The sequence below is a fragment of the Methylobacterium sp. CM6244 genome (assembly GCF_054817885.1).
The window spans coordinates 2,456,140-2,474,454 of the sequence record NZ_CM139247.1 but is presented as its reverse complement, the minus strand read 5'-3'; the positions used below and the strand labels follow the sequence as shown (position 1 = coordinate 2,474,454).

The window sequence follows — 18,315 nt, the reverse complement described above, 5'->3', positions numbered from 1 at the left end:
ATCAGAGCCCGGTGAAGTCCGGGCACGGCAAACACGACTTCTGCTGTACGTCCGCGTCCGCGGTTGCAGTGGCGACAGTGATTGGGCTCGTCTCGAGCCAGACGGTCTGGCCGCTCTCGGCGGGCATCCGCCTGACATGGCTTAGTGAGGCCCGACCCGGTGGGCGCGGTCCCCCTGGCACCATTCCTCAACCGCGTGGTCCTCCTATCGTCTGAAGCGATCCGAAATCTCGATCCCTTCAGACACGGACAGCCATCATGAAACGGATAGTGCGGGCAGAACTTGCCGCGACCCTTCTCCTCACCGTCTCGACCAATGTTGCTTTCTCTCACGCCACGCTCGAGCGGAAGGAGGCTAGCCCGAACGCCACCTATCGGGGCGTCATTCAGATCACCCATGGCTGCGAAGGCACGCCGACGAAACGCGTGAGCGTGACCATTCCAGAGGGCGTCATTGGTGCCAAACCGATGCCGAAGCCCGGCTGGACCCTGTCCTTGGAAAAAGCTCCCTATGCCAAGGCCTATCCATATTACCACGGCGATATTTCAGAAGGCGTGAAAACTATAACCTGGAGCGGAGGAGAACTGCCCGACGATCAGGTCGACGAATTTACGTTCCTCGCCCGTGTCACAGATACATTCGCCCCCGGTGCGATCGTGTACTTTCCTGTGGAGCAGGATTGCGTGAAGGGCGCGTATCGCTGGAGCGAGATTCCCGCACCGGGCCAGAACGCTCACTCGTTGCAATCTCCCGCTCCCGGCGTGACCATCGTTGCCGCGCGCACTAAATCGTCGTCGAGCGCTGCGTCCTCCCCTGCGAACACCATCCAGGCCGGTGATCTCGTCATCGATACACCGTGGATGCGTGCCACTCCCGGTGGCGCGACGGTTGCTGGCGGCTACGTCCGGATCACGAACACCGGAACGCGCCCGGACACGCTGATCTCCGCCTCCATTCCGTTGGCTAGCACCGGTTCAATCCATTCCATGACCATGGATGGCGGAGTGATGAAGATGGCCGCGGTGGATGGCGGCCTCGTCATCAAGCCCGGCGAAACCGTGGAGCTCAAGCCCGGCGGCGTCCACTTGATGTTCGAAGGGCTGAGTGCGTCGCCGAAGGTCGGTGAACCGGTTTCCGGAATACTGGGCTTTCAGCGCACGGGCGAGGTGCGGGTCACCTTCGCCGTCGCTCCAATCGGCGCCAAGGCCCCTAATTCGCCTGCTGCGACCGAACCCGCCGGACATCATCAGCACTGACGAATCACGTCGACGAATCGGTTTCCCCTGGGGAACACGATGCCGCAATGATGCCGGATTTGATCCCAGGCTTTCCGTTGCCGCGTGATCGCCTGGGCTAAGGCCGATCCCATCTCTTTCTCTTTCAGGATCCGCTGCTCCTCCGCGCTGACCGCGCGGAGTGATTGAGGGCGCGGGGTCCGGAGCCTATTTCCATGCAGAATTCCTACTTCGGAAGTGCGCTCGCCTTCCTACTTTTGTCCTCGACATCGGCCCTCGCACAAGAAGTGGCCAATGCCGAATTGCCAGAACTCAGCGTTCAGGGCGCTTCGGCCGGGTCCCTCACGGTGCCGAGCGTCGCGGCGCAACGCGCTACGGTGAATGCCACCGTCGGGTCCGTCGCCTTCATTGATGCCAATGACTTTCAGAACCGCTACGCCAATACGCTACGCGATGTTCTCAAGGATACGCCCGGTGTCTTTGTGCAGCAGCGTTATGGTCAGGAAATGCGCCTTTCCCTGCGCGGATCGGGCATCTCGCGCGGTTTTCACCTCCGCGGCATCGAGCTGCTTCAGGACGGATTTCCGGTGAATGCCGCCGATGGAAGCGGTGATTTCTACCAGATCGATCCCCTCGCCCTGCGCGCCGTCGAGGTCTACAAAGGCGGCAACGCCTTGACCTACGGCGCCACGACGCTCGGCGGGGCGATCAACTTCGTGACACCGACGGCGCAGACCGCCCTTGCGCCAAACGTCGTGCGCGTCGATGGCGGCAGCTTTGGTACGATCCGCGAGCATTTCCAGTTCTCGCGTTTATCAGGACCAGCCGATTTCCTCATCAGTGGTACGATCACCAATGCTGATGGGTTTCGGGATCACGAGGCCCAGCGGACGCAGAACTTCAACGCCAATCTCGGCTATCAGCTAGCCCCCGGTGTCGAAACGAGATTCTATGTTGGAGTTTACCTTACAGACCAGAAGCTCCCCGGCACCCTGAGCCTGTTCAACAGTCTGAAAAATCCGACCATCGCGAATCCTGGCGCCATCGCGGGCAATCAGTCCCGGAAGGTGGAGACTGAGCGCGTTGCCAACCGAACCTCGTTTGCCCTCGACGTCGGCAAGCTCGATATCGATACCTGGGCGATCCACAAGTCGCTCTACCATCCGATCTTTCAGGTCATCGACGAGGATGGCTGGACATACGGTATCTCACCTCACTGGGCCGGCACCTTCGACATCGCCGGCTACCGCAACGACACGATACTGGGTCTGCGCGCGTTTGCCGGGCAGAACTCGTCGCTTCGCTTCACCAATCTTGCCGGTCAGCGGGGCGCGCAGACTCTGAATGCGCTGCAAAGTTCATCGAATTACGAGGCTTACGGTGAGAACCGCTTCTGGTTCCTGCCTGATGTCGCGCTGATGACGGGCGCGAAGGCCTTCTCGTCGAACCGGACCTATAGCGACAAGGGCGGCTTCAGCTCGAACTCCGGCGCCAAATTTGACAACCAGACCTATCAGGGCGTCAACCCGAAACTTGGTGTGATCTGGCAGCCTGTGCCGGATGTCCAGGTCTTCGCCGACATCACACGTTCACGCGATGTGCCCGACTTCACTGATCTGACCCAGACCATCGGGGTAACGACGCAGTTCGTGCCGCTTCAGGCTCAACGCGCCTGGACTTACGAAGCAGGCACGCGCGGCCGGCTCGATGGGATTGCCTGGGACGTGACGCTCTATCGGTCGGAAGTTCGGGATGAGCTAGTCAATTTCAGCGTCAATCCGGGACTGAACATTCCGGCAGCTACGTTCAATTCACCGCGTACGATCCACCAGGGTGTCGAGGCGGCAATGACCCTCGACCTCGTTCGCGACGTCACCGGCAGTGGCGACCGTATCTCGGCTTCGCAGATCTGGACGCATAACGACTTTCGCTTCGTAAGCGACCCACAATTCGGAGACAACCGCATCGCCGGAATCCCGCAGGACGTGTTGCGGAGCGTCGTGACCTACACCCATCCGAGCGGTTTTCACCTGAGCCCATCAGTGGATTGGGTACCGCGCGGAGCTTTCGCGGATCATGCCAACACCCTTCAGGTGCCCGGCTACACCCTCGTCAACGTCCAGGCCGGTTTTGACTTTCCCAACGGAGTTTCGCTGTTCCTGGATGCGAGAAATCTGGGGGATATCCGATATGTCTCTGACATTTCGGTGTTGAACGACGCGGCCGCGATGGGCGGCAATCCGATCGCGTTCTATCCCGGCACCGGCCGCAGCGTATTCGGGGGGATCCGCGCCTCGTTTTGACGGCAGGTCGAATGAAGCCGCCTATTCACGCCAGCAGAAGGGCGTTTGATATCGGCACTTTTCTTCGATCGACCGGCGCCGTTATGGCGACACTTCCCGGACCACCGCTCGCCCGAGCGTCGGGTGTCCGGGAAGGGAGAGAGGCAGCCTAATACAATCCGCCTGCCTGCGCCGCACGGTCTGCATCCGCAGGCGCTGCAGCGGGCGCGGAAGGTGCCGCCACATAAGCGTCCGGCGGGGCAGTGCCCGGCTTGAAGGCTTCGAGGATCGTACCTGAACCCTCGCCCGAGCCGGCGCGCATGCCGGAGGCGACATTGACGCGGATCAGCTTGATCCCCGGAGGCACGCGGAAGGGGGTCGGTGGCTTGTCTTTGAGAGCCTGCTTGAGGAAGTCGAGCGCGATGGGCGCCGACAACCCGCCGCCGGTGGCCCGGTCGCCGAGTGAGCGAGGCTTGTCGAAGCCGAGATAGACACCGACCGCGAGATCCGGCGAGAAGCCCACGAACCACGCATCCTTGGCGTCGTTCGTCGTTCCGGTCTTACCGGCCAGGGGCTTCCCAACCTGTTTCAGGATCGTCGCCGTGCCGCGCTGGACCACACCCTCCATGATGGAGACCATCTGGTAAGCCGTCAGCGGATCGAGGACCTGCTCCGAATCGTCCACGAGCTTGGGCTCATCCTGGCCGGACCACTTCTCGGCATCGCAGCCAAGGCACTTACGGTTGTCGTGCTTATAGATGGTCTCGCCGACGCGGTCCTGAATCCGGTCGATCAAGGTCGGACGGATGCGGCGGCCACCATTGGCCAGCATGGAATAGGCCGTGACCATACGCATGACCGTGGTCTCGCCGGCCCCAAGGGACATCGGCAGGACAGGGAGCATGTCGTCATAGACGCCGAAGCGGCGGGCATATTCGGCGATGAGCGGCATGCCGACATCCTTGGCCAGCCGCACGGTCATTAGGTTCTTCGAATGCTCGATGCCGTAGCGCAGCGTGTGCGGACCACCCGACTTGCCGTCATAGTTCGAGGGCGACCACGCTTCCTGGCCTGGTCCAGCCTCGATGGTGATCGGTGAATCCTGCACGATCGAGGACGGGGTGTAACCATTGTCCAGGGCCGCCGAGTAGACGATCGGCTTGAACGAAGAGCCCGGCTGGCGCTGGGCCTGTGTCGCTCGGTTGAACTGGCTCTCGTCATAGGAGAAGCCGCCGACCATGGCGTGGACGCGCCCGGTGAACGGGTCCATCGCGACGATGGCACCAGAGATTTCTGGGCGCTGACGGAGGCGATATTGTCCGCGACCGCCGTCTATAGCTTCGACATAAATGACATCACCGGCGTTCAGCGCGGCCGAGGGTGAGCGACCGGTCCAACGAGTACCGTCAGCGGCGATTGTTCCGGTCTCGCGCTCCTTCGAGACTTGGCCAGAGGCTTCGCGGCGGGGCTGAAGACCGATCTGCGCGACGCCGCCCGTGGTGCTCAGGACGACGGCAAGCCGCCATGGCTGCACGTCGCCAAGGCCCGGAACTTCCGCTACGGCGAGGCCCCAATCACGACCGACGAGATCGACCTTGGCCTGCGCACCGCGCCAGCCATGCGACTGGTCGTATCGGATAAGGCCGTCCACCAGTGCCTTGCGCGCCCAGGCCTGCATCTTTGGATCGAGGGTCGCGCGTACGGAGAGGCCACCCTCATACAGCTTCTTCTCGCCGTAGCGCTCGGTGATCTCTCGCCGGACCTCTTCGGTGAAGTAGTTGGCGTTCGCCGCGTTGGCAAAGGCGACGCGCGGGTTCACGCCCAGCGGCATCTTGCGGGCAGCCTCACCTTCTTCCTTGGTGATGTACCCGTTCTGGGCCATCAGGCCGATGATCTCATTGCGGCGGTCGAGGGCCTTCTGGGTCTGACGGTAGGGGTGGTAGTTGTTCGGGCCCTTCGGCAAAGCGGCGAGATAAGCGGCCTCGTTGATGGTCAGCTCGTGGACGGACTTGCCGAAATAATCGAGCGCCGCGGCGGCAACCCCGTGTAGGTTGCGACCGGGCACGATGGTGCCGAGGAAGATTTCGTTCAGATAGAGTTCGAGGATCTTGTCCTTCGAATAGGTCGATTCGATCCGAAGCGCGATCAGCGCCTCCTTGATCTTGCGGTCGAAGGTCTGCTCGTTGGTGAGCAGGAAGTTCTTCGCCACCTGCTGTGTGATGGTCGAGGCGCCCTGCTTTTTGCCGCTCTTGGCATTGGTCAGAATTGCGCGAACGACACCTTCGGGGTCGATGCCGCCATGCTTATAGAAATTCTTGTCCTCGGCCGAGAGGAAGGCCGCCACCACGACCTTCGGCATCGCCTGGATCGGTAGGTAGAGACGGCGCTCGTTGGCATATTCGGCGAGCAGGCTGCCATCCGCCGCGTGGACGCGGCTCATCACCGGCGGCTCGTAATTGGCGAGCGCGGCGTGGTCGGGCAGGTCCTGGCTGTAGGTGTAGTAAAAATACGCCCCGGCTGCGGATAGCAGTACGAACAGCATCGCACCGATGCTGAACAGGAAGCCGAAGAAACGAAGGATGAAGCGCATCCGGGTCCCGTCCGTCGATGATCTGCCGCTGCCGGTCCGGCCGAGAGGCGAGGATGACCGAGACCTCGATTATCCCGGAAAGGCAAGAGTGACGCGACGACCCGTGATCGACCGGAGGCGGTGGAACGCCTGTTCCGAGGCCGGGGCGCCGTGAGCCCCGGTTTCACACCGTATCTATGGTGAAACTGGGGCGATTGCCGCAGAGCGGCGCGGCGGCACAGGCCGGGTCAGCGAAGTGCGGTTGGCGAAGAACGCGTCGATCGCCTTCGCCATGCCTCCGGTGACGTCAGCGCGCCAAGCTTCGGATTGAAGCATCTCAAGGTCGCGCTTGCTCGATAGGTAGCCGAGCTCAACCAGCACCGAAGGCACGTCGGGCGAGCGTAGGACCACGAAGCCGGCCTCACGATGAGGCTTGTTGCTCAGCTCCATCACGGGGCTGAGATAGGACATCAGCCCTTTGGCAAAGCCCGACGAGAAGGTCCGCGTCTCCCGCAGGGTCAGTTCCTGGAGGATGTCGGCGATGTGGCCGGGGCCTTCGCTGGAATCCGTGCCGGCGGTCGAATCTGCTTTGTTCTCACGCTCAGCGAGCTTGGCCGATTCGGCGTCAGTGGCCTTCTCGGAGCCCGTATAAATGGTGGCGCCACGCACCTGCGGCGCGGAGGAAATGGAATCGGCGTGAATCGAGACGAAGAGGTCGGCGCTCGCCTCGCGGGCGATCCGCACGCGCTCTGACAGCGGCACGAACACGTCACGATCTCTGGTCATCCGGACACGGTAACGGCCGGAGGCTTCGAGCTTCCCAACCAGAGCCTGGGCGAAGCCGAAGACGATGTCCTTTTCAAAAACACCGCTGGCGGCGATAGCGCCCGGATCGATTCCGCCATGGCCAGCATCGATCATGATGAGTGGTCGGGAATCGGTCGGCTCCGCCACGGCTTCCTTCCGGCTTGGCGGAGATGGGTCGTTGGAAACGGCGGCTCGGCGGAAGGCGTCGCGGTCTGCTTTCTGGAACTCGACCGTCAGCAGAATGGCGCCGTCACGCGTACGTGTCGTCGTCTCGATTCGTCCGACTGTAGCTGGTTGCGCGAGATCGACGACGATGCGGGAGCGTCCGGGCGCAAACAGGCCGTAGCGGAACGAGGAAACCAAGCCTTCGCGGCGGCGGCCGGTTTCTGGCCCAAGCTGAAAGTTCACTTCCGCGAGGTCGATGACCGCCCGGTCCGGCCGCTCCATAACGAAGACGCGTGCCTCGATGGGTTTTGACAATGTCAGTGTCAGCTTCGTCGAGCCGCTCGAACCGACGGAAAGGTCAGCGGCAATGGCGACCGCCGATTGTTGGCTGGATACCGCTGGGCTGGTTCGCAGACCGTCCTGGGCCACGACCGGAACGGCCGCCGCGACGACACACAGAATCAATGCGGAACGGAGCAGGCGAGCGAGAGGCAGCATCGGTCCGGCAGTCGTTGTCCTGGAACCATAAGGTCCTTCGGAAGCGCGAGCGTTCGTTAAGGGATACGATCGGGATGGTTAACCGTTCCTATCGTCCCTGATTCGCAAAGTGGCTAGGATGGTGCCGTGGGGCGACAGGTGCGAGCCGGATGCCGCGCACCCTACCACGGCGGCAAAGTTGAGACGGCGGCTGCGTTGCTGCTTGCCAAGCGCCCGCGACGATCTGTAATGGTAATGTCCCTTCCTGGGTGCCGTGCGGTCGTCACCGTGGCCCGCGGGTGCGTCATGGCCTTTCGCCGCGGCGCCTCGCAGTCGGCTCTCCGCGTCAAGTTCGCCGGTAACTTCAATCCGGGTGGGTATCGGTGCATGCGGCGATTGTTTCGCCGAAGCGCCGTTCTTGAAATCAGCGGCCGGCAATTGCTCGGCTTCAAATTATTCGTGAGGTCAGGGAGCGGATGGGCGGACGCACAGCATCGGTTGCCGTTGCTCGTGTTCAAAGCGTACGCGTTTCGCGTGGCGCCGGTTCCCCGTCGGCCCTGGCCAGGTTCAACCCCAGTCGCGCCGATCACCGGCGCCTAGCGGCGGTTGACGGCAGTCCCTTCCTTAAAGCCCCCTTGGCCCGCTTCTGTGGGCCTAAGCGTGCTCTCCCCTCGACGGCCGATGGGCCGGGATCGGGCAGCGCCTCGCCGGGACAATTCGGCTGCAGAAGGACGACGTCGACCGCCATGAAAGTTCGTCATGGCCAACAACAACAAGATGCTCATCGATGCGATGCACCCGGAAGAGACCCGGGTCGTCACGGTGCATGGTTCCCGGGTTGAGGAGTTCGACTTCGAGGCGGCGAACCGCCGGCAGCTTCGGGGCAATATCTACCTCGCGAAGGTGACCCGAGTGGAGCCATCGCTCCAGGCTGCGTTCATCGAATATGGCGGTAACCGCCACGGCTTCCTCGCCTTCAGTGAGATTCATCCCGACTATTACCAGATCCCCCTCGCGGATCGTCAGGCACTGTTGGAAGACGAGGCGCGGGACGCCGAGGAGCATCGCGAGCGCGAGGAGCGTAAGCCACGCCGGCGCTCGCGCGGTCGCCGCGCTGAAGCCGCATCCGCCAAGACCAGCGATACGGTGAGCGTCGAGGACGTGTCCGAGGCCGTCGCGGCGCGTTCTTCCGACGACGCGACGCCGCAGGATCACACACCGCAGAACAACGAGTCGGGTGAACATCCCATCGTGCCCGAGGCTGTCGGGACGGCCGATTCCGTCGTGTCCCCGGAGAATGCCGTCGACGAGTCTGTGAAGGACGAGGCCACTTCAGCCGATCCCGTCGCGCCTGACGCCACTTTCATCGAGCCCGGTTCGGACGCGTCGTCGGACCTGCCGCCCGCATCCCTCGAAGGCGAGGCTCCTGCTCCCGTCGAGCCCCCTGCCCTCAACTTGGACAGGACGGCTCACTCAGACGAGGCCGTCGAAGAGCCGTCGGCTGAAGCCCATCCGGATGCCTCCGTTGCCGAAAACGAGACCGATGAGGACGACGATTCCGATGAAGACGAATCGGATGAGGACGAAGATTCGGACGACGAGGACGACTCCGATGACGAAGATTCGGACGACGAGCATGAAGGCGAGGATGGCGAGCACAAGATCGCCCAGGTAGGTGGCAACGGCGACGCGTTGGCCGAGATCCCCGAGCGGCCGCGCACCTATCGCCGTCATTATAAGATCCAGGAGGTCATCAAGCGTCGCCAGATCATCCTGGTTCAGGTCGTCAAGGAAGAGCGCGGCACCAAAGGCGCGGCGCTCACCACGTACTTGTCGCTGGCGGGTCGGTATTCCGTGCTGATGCCCAATACCGGTCGTGGTGGCGGCATATCACGCAAGATCACTTCGGCAGCGGACCGTAAGCGCCTCAAGGAGGTCGCTCAGGATCTCGAAGTGCCGGAGGGCATGGGCGTAATCCTTCGCACCGCCGGTGCGTCTCGGACCAAGCCCGAGATCAAGCGCGATTTCGAGTATCTGATGCGCCTTTGGGAGAGCGTTCGCGAATTGACGCTGTCCTCATCCGCGCCGGCCCTGGTCTATGAGGAAGGCTCACTGATCAAACGCGCGATCCGCGACCTCTATAACAAGGATATCGACGATATCCTTGTGGCTGGCGACGAGGCCTACCGCGAAGCACGCGACTTCATGCGCATGCTGATGCCGGGCCAGTCCAAGGTGGTTCAGCCCTATCGGGACGCGACGCCGATCTTTGCGCGCCACGGTGTCGAGCAACAGCTCGACGCGATGTTCTCAACCCATGTCACACTCAAATCCGGCGGCTACCTCGTCATCAATCCGACGGAGGCGCTCGTCTCCATCGACGTGAATTCGGGCCGTTCGACCCGCGAACACGACATTGAGGATACGGCGCTCCGCACCAATCTGGAGGCGGCCGAGGAAGTCGCCCGCCAACTCCGTCTGCGCGACCTCGCTGGCCTCGTCGTCATCGACTTCATCGACATGGAGGAGAAGCGCAACAACCGCGCTGTCGAGAAGAAGCTGAACGATTGTCTGAAAAACGATCGCGCCCGTATCCAAGTCGGTCGGATCTCGCCGTTCGGTCTGCTTGAAATGAGCCGCCAGCGCATTCGCACCGGCATGCTCGAGAGTTCGTCGCTCCCCTGCGTCCATTGCGGCGGTTCGGGCTACGTCCGAGCTACGGCATCGGTTGCCCTGCAAATCCTGCGCGCCATTGAGGAATCGCTCCTCAAGAGCACGACGCACAACCTTATCCTGCGTACCCGTACCGAGGTGGCGCTCTACATTCTCAACCAGAAGCGCGCGCATCTGCGCGAGCTGGAGATCCGCTTCGGCGTCAGCGTTACCATTGCTGCAGACGAGCGCTTGGCCGCGACATCCGCGTTCCAGCTCGATCGAGGTGAGCCGGCGATCCGAAGCGAGGGGCCCGCAACCGGTATACGCGCCGTGGCGATTTCGCCCCAGGTGGATACCGACGACGATTTCGACGGCGACGAGGAAGAAGAGGCCGTCGTCGAGGCCGAGGCTGAGGCGTCCGAGGTTGACGGTTCGCGTGAGAATTCGAGTGACGGCAATGGCGAGGGGCGCTCCGGTGGCCGCCGCCGCCGTCGGCGCCGTCGGGGTGGTCGTCACGAGACCGGTGAATCGACGGGTGAGCACTCCGCTAGCGGCGATGATCATTCCGGTGACGGTGACGCCGATGGAGAGAGTCAAGATCCAGACGATCAGGCCGGCGAGGCTCAGGACAATACGGCTCGCGAGAATGCGGCCGACGAGATCGTCGTTGGGGATGCTCCGGACAGCGAGACGACGCCCCGCTCCGAACTGTCAGAAGACGAAGGCGCTGGCCGCCGGCGTCGCCGCGGACGCAGGGGTGGACGCGGTCGGGATCGTAACGAGAGCCGCCCGCGCGACGATGCCGATGAGGAGCGGAACGCCTCAGACCCCGTCCCAGAGGGGGCTCCGGTTTCGGTCGATCTTCCGCCAGACGCATCGGAAGCGGCACTCGCACCTGTTTCGGTGGACCTGCCTATTGCTGACGAACCCTCGCTCAAGCCCATCGAGGCGGCGACTCCCGAGGCCCCGGACAATCTTCACGATACGTCTATATCGGACTTGTCCCCTGAGCCGGCTCCGGCGCCAATTCCTGCTCCCGAGCCGGTAGCGGTGGTGCTGACGCCGATCGATCCCGATCGTCCGAAGCGCGCCGGATGGTGGTCGCGGACCAAGGCTGCGCTCACAGGCGAATAATCCAACCTCCGACGACGCCGAGCGAACCAAAATGGGCCGCATCCTAACTGGATGCGGCCCATTTCATTTCCGGCTCCGTGTGCACCGTGCGAGACCACCGCGCGCGACTGGCCACTCGGCCTCATTGCAGATGCAGGTTCTTAGCGACAGTGATACTTGTCGTGCATTTCAAGTATATTTATTACGCATATTGCATATGTATTCGTCTATTTTTGGTTTTTTCAATATGTCCCATGTGATTGGCGGGCTCTGTTGCAGCAAAGTCATTTTTCTCAAAGGCGTAGTCCCTTAAGGTCAAGCTTGAGTTAGGGGCGAAAGAGATGACGTCAGAAAAGACAGTCATCATCCCAGCCTTCACTGGCGCTAGAAAACCGAGCTGTTTGCACGTCGATCTAGAAGCCAGGGGGATCTCATTGAAATGGGGTTTGTGTCGCCACAGCCCCTTCGGCGACCACTAGAAGGATCGGGCCATGCGCCGTTTGTACACATCACTCCTGGCCTTCAGTACGCTTGCGAGCGTCGCTGTCTCGCCGACGATTGCAGCCGATCTTTCCGTACCCAAAGTCATGCCGGTCGAGGCGAAGGCTGCCGATCCGCTGATCGGCTTCTCGTTCGGCTCTCGCTACCAGACGGATTATAACTTCCGCGGTGTGTCGCAATCGAACCTGCAGGGCAGCTATCAGACCTTTTTCGAAGCACAGTTCTTGAACAACTTCGCCTATGCGGGTTTCGCGACTTATCAGACCCGCCTGCCGACGCGACCAGACATGGAGTTCGATCTGATTGCCGGTATTCGCCCGACCTTCGGTAAGTTCGCCTTCGATCTCGGTATTCTGTACTACTTCTACCCGAACGAGCAGCAGGTCGTCCTGCCCGGCGGTACGGCGTTCTCCACCAAGAACTCCGATTTCTACGAAGCCGCTGGAAAGATGCTGTACACGGCGACGGATTCGCTGACGCTCGGTACGAATGTATTCTTCTCGCCGAACTTCTTCGGCACGCACGCCATCAGCACCTATGCTTCGGGTACTGCCGCTTACGCGCTGCCAGCCTCACTTTTCCCTTTCTTGCCTGAAGCCTATGCAGGCGGGTTCTCGCTGTCGTCGGAACTCGGCTACTTTTTCCTCGGTGCTGCAAAGAACTCCGCTACCGGATTCAACGCGGATATCGGGCGGTTCAATTCGATCAACCTGCCCAGTTACCTCTATGGGAACGTCGGCCTGTCCTACACCTACAAGAACATCGTTCTCGACGTACGCTACCACAACACCGATCTAACCAAGACCGAATGCGCCGTCTTCAGCGGCGACTTCCGCCAGGTTACCAATGGCGGGACCTCGAAATGGTGCGGTGATGCGGTAATCGGTTCGATCACGTTCCAGACCTCCACGGCGGCCCCGAGCATCTATGCCGAGCCGGGCGGATTCCTGAACCTGTTCCGCTAAGCACGGCGCTCAGATACATAAAATGGCCCCGGAGCGCTTCGGGGCCATTCTCATGTCGATGGCCAAAAGCCTTCAACCGAGCCAAGCCTTCAGGCGACGAACCGCCTCTACGCAATCCCGTTCGGACCCCGCGAAGGAGAACCGCACATGGTGGCTTCCCTCCGCAGCGTCGAAATCAAGTCCCGGGGTTGCGGCCACACCGGATTGCTCCAGCATCCGGCGACAGAAGGACGATGCGTCGTCGGTGAGGTTGGCGACGTCGGCATAGAGGTAGAAGGCGCCATCGGCCGGATGGGTACTTCCCAGGCCGAGAGAGGGAAACGCGTCGAGCAACAATGCCCGGTTGGCGGCATAGCCGAGGCGAATCGCCTCCGCCTCTTCCATCGCGTCAAAGGAAGCCAACGCCGCCACCTGCGACAGGTAGGGGGCGGAGATGTAGAGATTCTGCGCTAATCGCTCGACGGGACGAGCTAGCCAAGGCGGAACCACCATCCAGCCAATGCGCCAGCCGGTCATGCAAAAGGTCTTCGAGAACGAGTTGATGACGATGGCATCGTCATCGAACTTCAGTGCGGTTTCGGTGGGCATACCGTAGCTGAGACCGTGGTAGATTTCGTCCGAAATGAAAGGGAGCCCCAAGTCGCGGGCCGTGGCGCAGAGTTCCGCGAGCCGGGCAGGCTCGATGACCGTGCCGGACGGGTTGGCGGGACTCATCACCAGGATGCCGGAAAGTGAGTCGCGACGATGCATGGTGCGCAGAGCCTCACTCGTTGGAGCGAAGCGGTCTTCGTCCCGCAGCGTCATAGGCACCGGAACGAGATCCAATGCGTGGAGAATGCTGCGATAAGCGGGATAGCCCGGTTGTGGCACCGCAACGCGCGCGCCTGCATCGAACAGTCCGAGAAAAGCCAGCACGAAGCCGGCTGAGGAGCCGCTGGTGACGACGATCCGATTGGGTGACACCGTGACACCATAGGTGTCGCGATAATGCCGGGCGATGCGCTCGCGCAGGGCCGGAATCCCACAGGCATCGGTATAAGGCAGCCTGCCGGTTTCCAAAGCACGCTGTGCAGCCTCGATCACACGACGCGGCGCGGGAGCCGAAGGCTGGCCGATTTCCATATGGATCACGCCGTCACCCTGCCTGTCACGCAGAGCAGCGGCGGCCATGATGTCCATGGCGAGAAAGGGCGCTACGCGGCTTGCGCGCAGTGAGGCTCTTGCGGCAATGCTGCTGTCGGGGCGATCGGCGGCTGACGTCATGGTGCTGGCTTACTCCCCTCCGCCCTTCTCTTCCAGGCAGCTTACCCATTCCTCGCCGCCACGGATTATGGCGCATCGGGCGATGCGATTGACCCGCCGCCGCGAAAACGCCTAACCCGGCGACTAACGACCGGTCGTCCCGAGCCGGATCACGGCCGACGGGACGCGACCCCGCGAGGATCAATGCGCCTGCTTCGCCACTTTATTTCGTCCGTCGCCCTCGCTGGCGCTCTGACCTCCGGCGTTTCGAACGCTAATGCGCAGGCGCCGGCTCCCGCTCAGATGGCCCCGGCTTCGGCTGCAGCCTTCACCGATGTGCAGCGCCAGGCGATCGAGGCGATCATCAAGGATTACCTAGTCAAGAATCCTGATGTTTTGCAGGAGGCCATCGCCGAGGGCGAGCGCCGCCAGCAGGAGACACAGAAGCTGGCCCAGGCCGCCGCGCTGAAGGAATCCCGCGAGGCACTCGTGAACTCGCCGCACGGCGTAGTGGTCGGCAATCCGTCCGGCGACGTCACCCTGGTAGAGTTCTTCGACTATAATTGCGGCTATTGCCGCAAGGCGCTCGCCGACATCCAGACGTTGGTGAAGGGGGATCCCAGGCTGCGGGTCGTGCTGAAGGATTTCCCCGTCCTCGGAGCGGAATCACTGGAAGCCAGCAAGATCTCGCTGGCGGCCAAGCAGCAGCTCAAGGGCGAGAAGCTATTCGAGTTCCACGTCAAGCTTCTGGAGAGCAAGGGGCGGGTCAACGGCGAGCGCGCGGTTGCGCTGGCCAAGGATATGGGCCTCGACATCGCCAAGCTGCAGAAGGATGCACAGGGAGCGGAAGTGAAGGCGGCGCTGGCAGAGAATGTCGGCCTCGGCGACAAGCTCGGTCTCTCCGGTACGCCGGCCTTCATCATCGGTGAGGAGATCATCCCCGGTGCCGTGGGCGTGGAGCCGATCCGCAAGACCATCAGCGATATCCGGCAATGCGGCCACGCGAGCTGCTGAGGCGCATCATGCCCGGCGATTGCCCGGGCAATGCATCTGTCGCTTCCGGCGGCGATCGTCTAGGACCACCGCCCCGGCTCATTGGTGCGGCCGGCGCTTCGAACGCGATGTCATGATCCCGATCCACGTCCTTCATGGACCGAACCTCAACCTCCTGGGACGCCGCGAGCCAGGCATCTACGGGACCGCCACGCTCGACGACATCGAGCGCGACCTACGCGCGCGCGCCGAACCCCTCGGCGTCATGTTGACCGTCCGCCAGACCAACCACGAGGGCGAACTGGTCGGTTTCGTGCAGGAGGCGGGCCTTGTGGGCGCCGGGGTGCTTATCAACGCCGCCGCCTACACCCATACCTCCGTCGCCCTACGCGATGCGATCGCCGGCAGTGGTGCCATCGCGGTTGAGGTGCATCTCTCGAACGTGCATGCGCGCGAGGCCTTCAGGCATGTTTCGCTCATCGCACCGGTCTGCGCTGGAATCGTCTGCGGTTTCGGTCCGCACAGCTACGGTCTGGGTCTGGAAGCCCTGGTGCGGTTGCTCCAGGCTCGCTTGCCGTCTCTCCCTTCTCTCCTGTCCGATGCTTCGTCGGACGCCAACTCTCAAGACTGACCGGAATGGCCAAGGTGCCGATGCCTAAGAACGAACCTTTCGATCCCGAGCTCGTACGCGAACTCGCCAAACTCGTGACCGAGACGGATCTGACCGAAATCGAGGTGGAGAAGGGTGACCTGCGCATCCGCGTGGTCCGTCGGATCGAGCCCGTTCACGTTCAGGTGGCTGCTCCCGCCCCTGCACTGGCGATGTCGGCTCCCGCGGCGGCTGCGGCGCCTGTCGCCGGCCCCGGCACCGCCGGTGATCGTACCAAGGCCGGGGCGGGACACCCCGGAGCCGTACCCTCGCCAATGGTCGGTACCGCGTATCGTCGACCCTCCCCGGATGCCAAGGCCTTCGTCGATATCGGCTCAACAGTCGCAGCTGGCGAGAAGCTCCTTCTGATCGAGGCCATGAAGACGTTCAATGAGATCGTCGCCCCCCGCGCCGGAACGGTGACCGCGATCTTCTTCGAGGATGGGCAGCCGGTCGAGTTCGGCGAACCTCTCCTCGTCATCGAGTGATTGCGCGTCCCATGTTTGAAAAGATCCTGATCGCCAATCGCGGCGAGATCGCACTTCGCGTCCTTCGCGCGGCCAAGGAACTCGGGATCGCCACCGTAGCGGTGCATTCCACAGCTGATGCCGATGCGATGCATGTGCGGCTTGCCGACGAAAGCGTGTGCATCGGGCCCCCGTCGGCCCGGGACAGCTACCTCAACATTCCGTCAATCATCGCCGCCTGCGAGATCACGGGGGCGGATGCGGTGCACCCGGGCTACGGATTCCTGTCGGAGAACGCCCGCTTCGCCGAGGTGCTGGCGCACCACAATATTGGTTTCATCGGCCCCAAGGCGGAGCATATCCGCATCATGGGTGACAAGATCGAGGCCAAACGAACGGCAAAGCGTCTGGGCATCCCTTGTGTGCCGGGCTCCGAGGGTGGGGTCGACGATCCGGTAGAAGCCAAGCGGATCGCGGCCGAGATCGGATATCCCGTGCTGGTGAAGGCCGCCTCCGGTGGGGGTGGCCGCGGTATGAAGGTGGCTCGGACGGAGGCCGATCTCGAGCAGGCCCTCGATATGGCGCGCACCGAAGCGAAGGCGGCTTTCGGTGACGATGCGGTCTATCTCGAGAAGTATCTCGAGAAGCCGCGCCATATCGAAGTTCAGGTTCTTGGTGATGGCCGAGGCCGGGCCGTCCACCTCGCGGAGCGCGATTGCTCGCTCCAACGGCGGCACCAGAAGGTCTGGGAAGAAGGCGGCTCGCCGGTGATCGACGAGGCGACTCGCGCCGAGATCGGCGGCATCTGCGCCAAGGCGATGCAGGAGCTCGAGTATATCGGCGCCGGCACCGTAGAATTCCTCTACGAGGATGGTCGCTTCTACTTCATCGAGATGAACACCCGCATCCAGGTCGAGCACCCGGTCACAGAGATGATTACGGGTGTCGATCTCGTGGCCGAGCAGATCCGTGTGGCCGCTGGCCTACCCCTCTCCGTGACACAGGACGACATCAAGGTGTCCGGGCATGCCATCGAGTGCCGGATCAATGCCGAACACCCGGCCACCTTTCGTCCATCGCCTGGTCTCATCACCTACTTCCATCCGCCGGGTGGACTCGGCGTCCGCGTCGATTCCGCCGCCTATCAGGGATATCGCATCCCGCCGAACTACGATTCCCTCATTGGGAAGCTTATCGTTCACGGGCGCACCCGCCAGGAATGCCTCATGCGCCTGCGTCGCGCCCTCGATGAGTTCGTTGTCGCCGGCGTCGACACCACGCTTCCGCTCTTTCGCACACTCGTGCGAAATCCGGAGGTCCTCGACGGAGCGTACGATATCCATTGGCTGGAGGGTTTTCTCGAAGCTGGCGGTCTCGCGGACGCCGCAGTCTGAAGAGGTTCTACAATCGGCTAAGCGGAACTGCTCCGCTAGAAGCTCGTTCTTTAGGTGAACAGTTTCTCATTGTGCGCAATCGAGCGTGATTGTGCCACCGTGATGAGAACAGGAATCAGCAAGGACGAACTTTATGCGTATCGCAAAGCTCACTGTCGCCGCCATGCTTATCGCAGCCTCCCCGGCTCTGGCGCAGTCACCTTCGGGTAACGTCTCGCAGCCGGAACGGGCCGTACCGCAGGCTGGCACGACCACAGGTGGGCCGCTCGACAACCCGTCGACGCGCGATATGCCGCCGGCCACGGGCAGCACGAGCCGTCCAGCCGGGGAGAACGGAATGTCGCCGGGTGCCGGCGCGGTCGATTCTGCGAAGGGCGGTAATGCCGATCAGACGAACAAAGGCATGGGGGCCAATATCGGCTCGACCTCCGGCGGCCCCGCCCGCTAATTGCACATAATTCCAAAGTGACGATACAGAACAGTCGGCCTCAACAGGTCGGCTGTTTTGTTTTGCCGGCCTCTGAAAGCGTAGGTCATTCTCGATTAGTGCGGATGAGCACGATGATGGATATTCCTACCTCCGTGATTTGGAAAGCGAGCTAGTCATTTTTTCTAAGAATCACTGCACTGGCGCCTATTAAGAGCAAAATACAGTTCTCTCTGGGGCATCCATAGCATGGCGGTCATCTGATCTAGTTTTTCACCCCCGGTGGGATGTGACACATCGCCGGCTCAATATCTCCGGAACGTCTTGGGTCGTCAGAGCTTATTCGACCAGTCCGGCCCGGCCAGCGCCTTTCT

At 62.2% G+C, this 18,315-nt stretch carries 12 protein-coding genes; 9 read left to right on the top strand and 3 right to left on the bottom strand.

From position 1 onward, the window contains the following. Positions 1-257: 257 nt before the first annotated feature. Positions 258-1,256 carry a DUF1775 domain-containing protein gene (locus ACYQML_RS11425; RefSeq protein ID WP_461235569.1) on the top strand — a complete coding sequence of 333 codons (999 nt, stop codon included), beginning with the start codon at positions 258-260 and terminating at the stop codon, positions 1,254-1,256. A 194-nt stretch (positions 1,257-1,450) separates the two neighbouring features. Further along, positions 1,451-3,538, top strand: a complete 2,088-nt coding sequence (locus tag ACYQML_RS11420) for a TonB-dependent receptor family protein (RefSeq protein WP_461235568.1) — start codon at positions 1,451-1,453, stop codon at positions 3,536-3,538. A gap of 148 nt (positions 3,539-3,686) precedes the next feature. Here ACYQML_RS11420 and ACYQML_RS11415 read toward each other — a convergent pair whose 3' ends face one another. Both ACYQML_RS11415 and ACYQML_RS11410 read right to left on the bottom strand, forming a co-directional pair. Further along, complete coding sequence (locus ACYQML_RS11415) at positions 3,687-6,107, bottom strand: penicillin-binding protein 1A (protein ID WP_207412408.1); 2,421 nt, start codon at positions 6,105-6,107, stop codon at positions 3,687-3,689. 174 nt (positions 6,108-6,281) lie between these two features. Beyond that, entirely contained in the window at positions 6,282-7,556 is a 1,275-nt protein-coding gene (locus tag ACYQML_RS11410; protein WP_461235567.1) for an N-acetylmuramoyl-L-alanine amidase, read from the bottom strand. 738 nt (positions 7,557-8,294) lie between these two features. On the opposite strand from ACYQML_RS11410, the gene ACYQML_RS11405 reads away from it, so the two are divergent. Together ACYQML_RS11405 and ACYQML_RS11400 are read left to right on the top strand one after the other, a co-directional pair. Then, positions 8,295-11,324, top strand: a complete 3,030-nt coding sequence (locus ACYQML_RS11405; RefSeq protein ID WP_461235566.1) for an Rne/Rng family ribonuclease — start codon at positions 8,295-8,297, stop codon at positions 11,322-11,324. 470 nt (positions 11,325-11,794) lie between these two features. Next, on the top strand, positions 11,795-12,769 hold the full coding sequence (locus tag ACYQML_RS11400) for a TorF family putative porin (protein ID WP_461235565.1): 975 nt from the start codon (positions 11,795-11,797) through the stop codon (positions 12,767-12,769). A gap of 72 nt (positions 12,770-12,841) precedes the next feature. Here ACYQML_RS11400 and ACYQML_RS11395 read toward each other — a convergent pair whose 3' ends face one another. Continuing rightward, on the bottom strand, positions 12,842-14,032 hold the full coding sequence (locus ACYQML_RS11395) for a pyridoxal phosphate-dependent aminotransferase (protein WP_461235564.1): 1,191 nt from the start codon (positions 14,030-14,032) through the stop codon (positions 12,842-12,844). Positions 14,033-14,215: 183 nt separating this feature from the next. On the opposite strand from ACYQML_RS11395, the gene ACYQML_RS11390 reads away from it, so the two are divergent. The 5 genes from ACYQML_RS11390 to ACYQML_RS11370 all read left to right on the top strand — a co-directional run bounded on the left by ACYQML_RS11390 (position 14,216) and on the right by ACYQML_RS11370 (position 17,962). Next, positions 14,216-15,025: a DsbA family protein gene (locus ACYQML_RS11390; protein ID WP_461235563.1), complete on the top strand. Its 810-nt coding sequence runs from the start codon at positions 14,216-14,218 to the stop codon at positions 15,023-15,025. Positions 15,026-15,137: 112 nt separating this feature from the next. Beyond that, complete coding sequence (gene aroQ / locus ACYQML_RS11385; RefSeq protein ID WP_461235562.1) at positions 15,138-15,635, top strand: type II 3-dehydroquinate dehydratase; 498 nt, start codon at positions 15,138-15,140, stop codon at positions 15,633-15,635. Positions 15,636-15,655: 20 nt separating this feature from the next. Next, positions 15,656-16,141, top strand: coding sequence for an acetyl-CoA carboxylase biotin carboxyl carrier protein (accB, locus tag ACYQML_RS11380; protein ID WP_461229569.1), 486 nt, complete (start codon positions 15,656-15,658; stop codon positions 16,139-16,141). An 11-nt stretch (positions 16,142-16,152) separates the two neighbouring features. Next, entirely contained in the window at positions 16,153-17,514 is a 1,362-nt protein-coding gene (gene accC, locus ACYQML_RS11375) for an acetyl-CoA carboxylase biotin carboxylase subunit (protein WP_056430648.1), read from the top strand. A 133-nt stretch (positions 17,515-17,647) separates the two neighbouring features. Next, complete coding sequence (locus tag ACYQML_RS11370; RefSeq protein ID WP_461235561.1) at positions 17,648-17,962, top strand: hypothetical protein; 315 nt, start codon at positions 17,648-17,650, stop codon at positions 17,960-17,962. Positions 17,963-18,315: the final 353 nt, after the last annotated feature.

Bases quoted from the DNA above. Each gene is read 5' to 3' on its own strand.
- ACYQML_RS11400 (WP_461235565.1), top strand. From the start codon at position 11,795: ATGCGCCGTTTGTACACATCACTCCTGGCCTTCAGTACGCTTGCGAGC.
- ACYQML_RS11410 (WP_461235567.1), bottom strand. From the start codon at position 7,556: ATGCTGCCTCTCGCTCGCCTGCTCCGTTCCGCATTGATTCTGTGTGTC.
- ACYQML_RS11390 (WP_461235563.1), top strand. From the start codon at position 14,216: ATGCGCCTGCTTCGCCACTTTATTTCGTCCGTCGCCCTCGCTGGCGCT.
- ACYQML_RS11425 (WP_461235569.1), top strand. From the start codon at position 258: ATGAAACGGATAGTGCGGGCAGAACTTGCCGCGACCCTTCTCCTCACC.
- ACYQML_RS11370 (WP_461235561.1), top strand. From the start codon at position 17,648: ATGCGTATCGCAAAGCTCACTGTCGCCGCCATGCTTATCGCAGCCTCC.
- ACYQML_RS11420 (WP_461235568.1), top strand. From the start codon at position 1,451: ATGCAGAATTCCTACTTCGGAAGTGCGCTCGCCTTCCTACTTTTGTCC.
- ACYQML_RS11405 (WP_461235566.1), top strand. From the start codon at position 8,295: ATGGCCAACAACAACAAGATGCTCATCGATGCGATGCACCCGGAAGAG.
- ACYQML_RS11415 (WP_207412408.1), bottom strand. From the start codon at position 6,107: ATGCGCTTCATCCTTCGTTTCTTCGGCTTCCTGTTCAGCATCGGTGCG.
- accB (WP_461229569.1), top strand. From the start codon at position 15,656: ATGCCTAAGAACGAACCTTTCGATCCCGAGCTCGTACGCGAACTCGCC.
- aroQ (WP_461235562.1), top strand. From the start codon at position 15,138: ATGATCCCGATCCACGTCCTTCATGGACCGAACCTCAACCTCCTGGGA.
- ACYQML_RS11395 (WP_461235564.1), bottom strand. From the start codon at position 14,032: ATGACGTCAGCCGCCGATCGCCCCGACAGCAGCATTGCCGCAAGAGCC.
- accC (WP_056430648.1), top strand. From the start codon at position 16,153: ATGTTTGAAAAGATCCTGATCGCCAATCGCGGCGAGATCGCACTTCGC.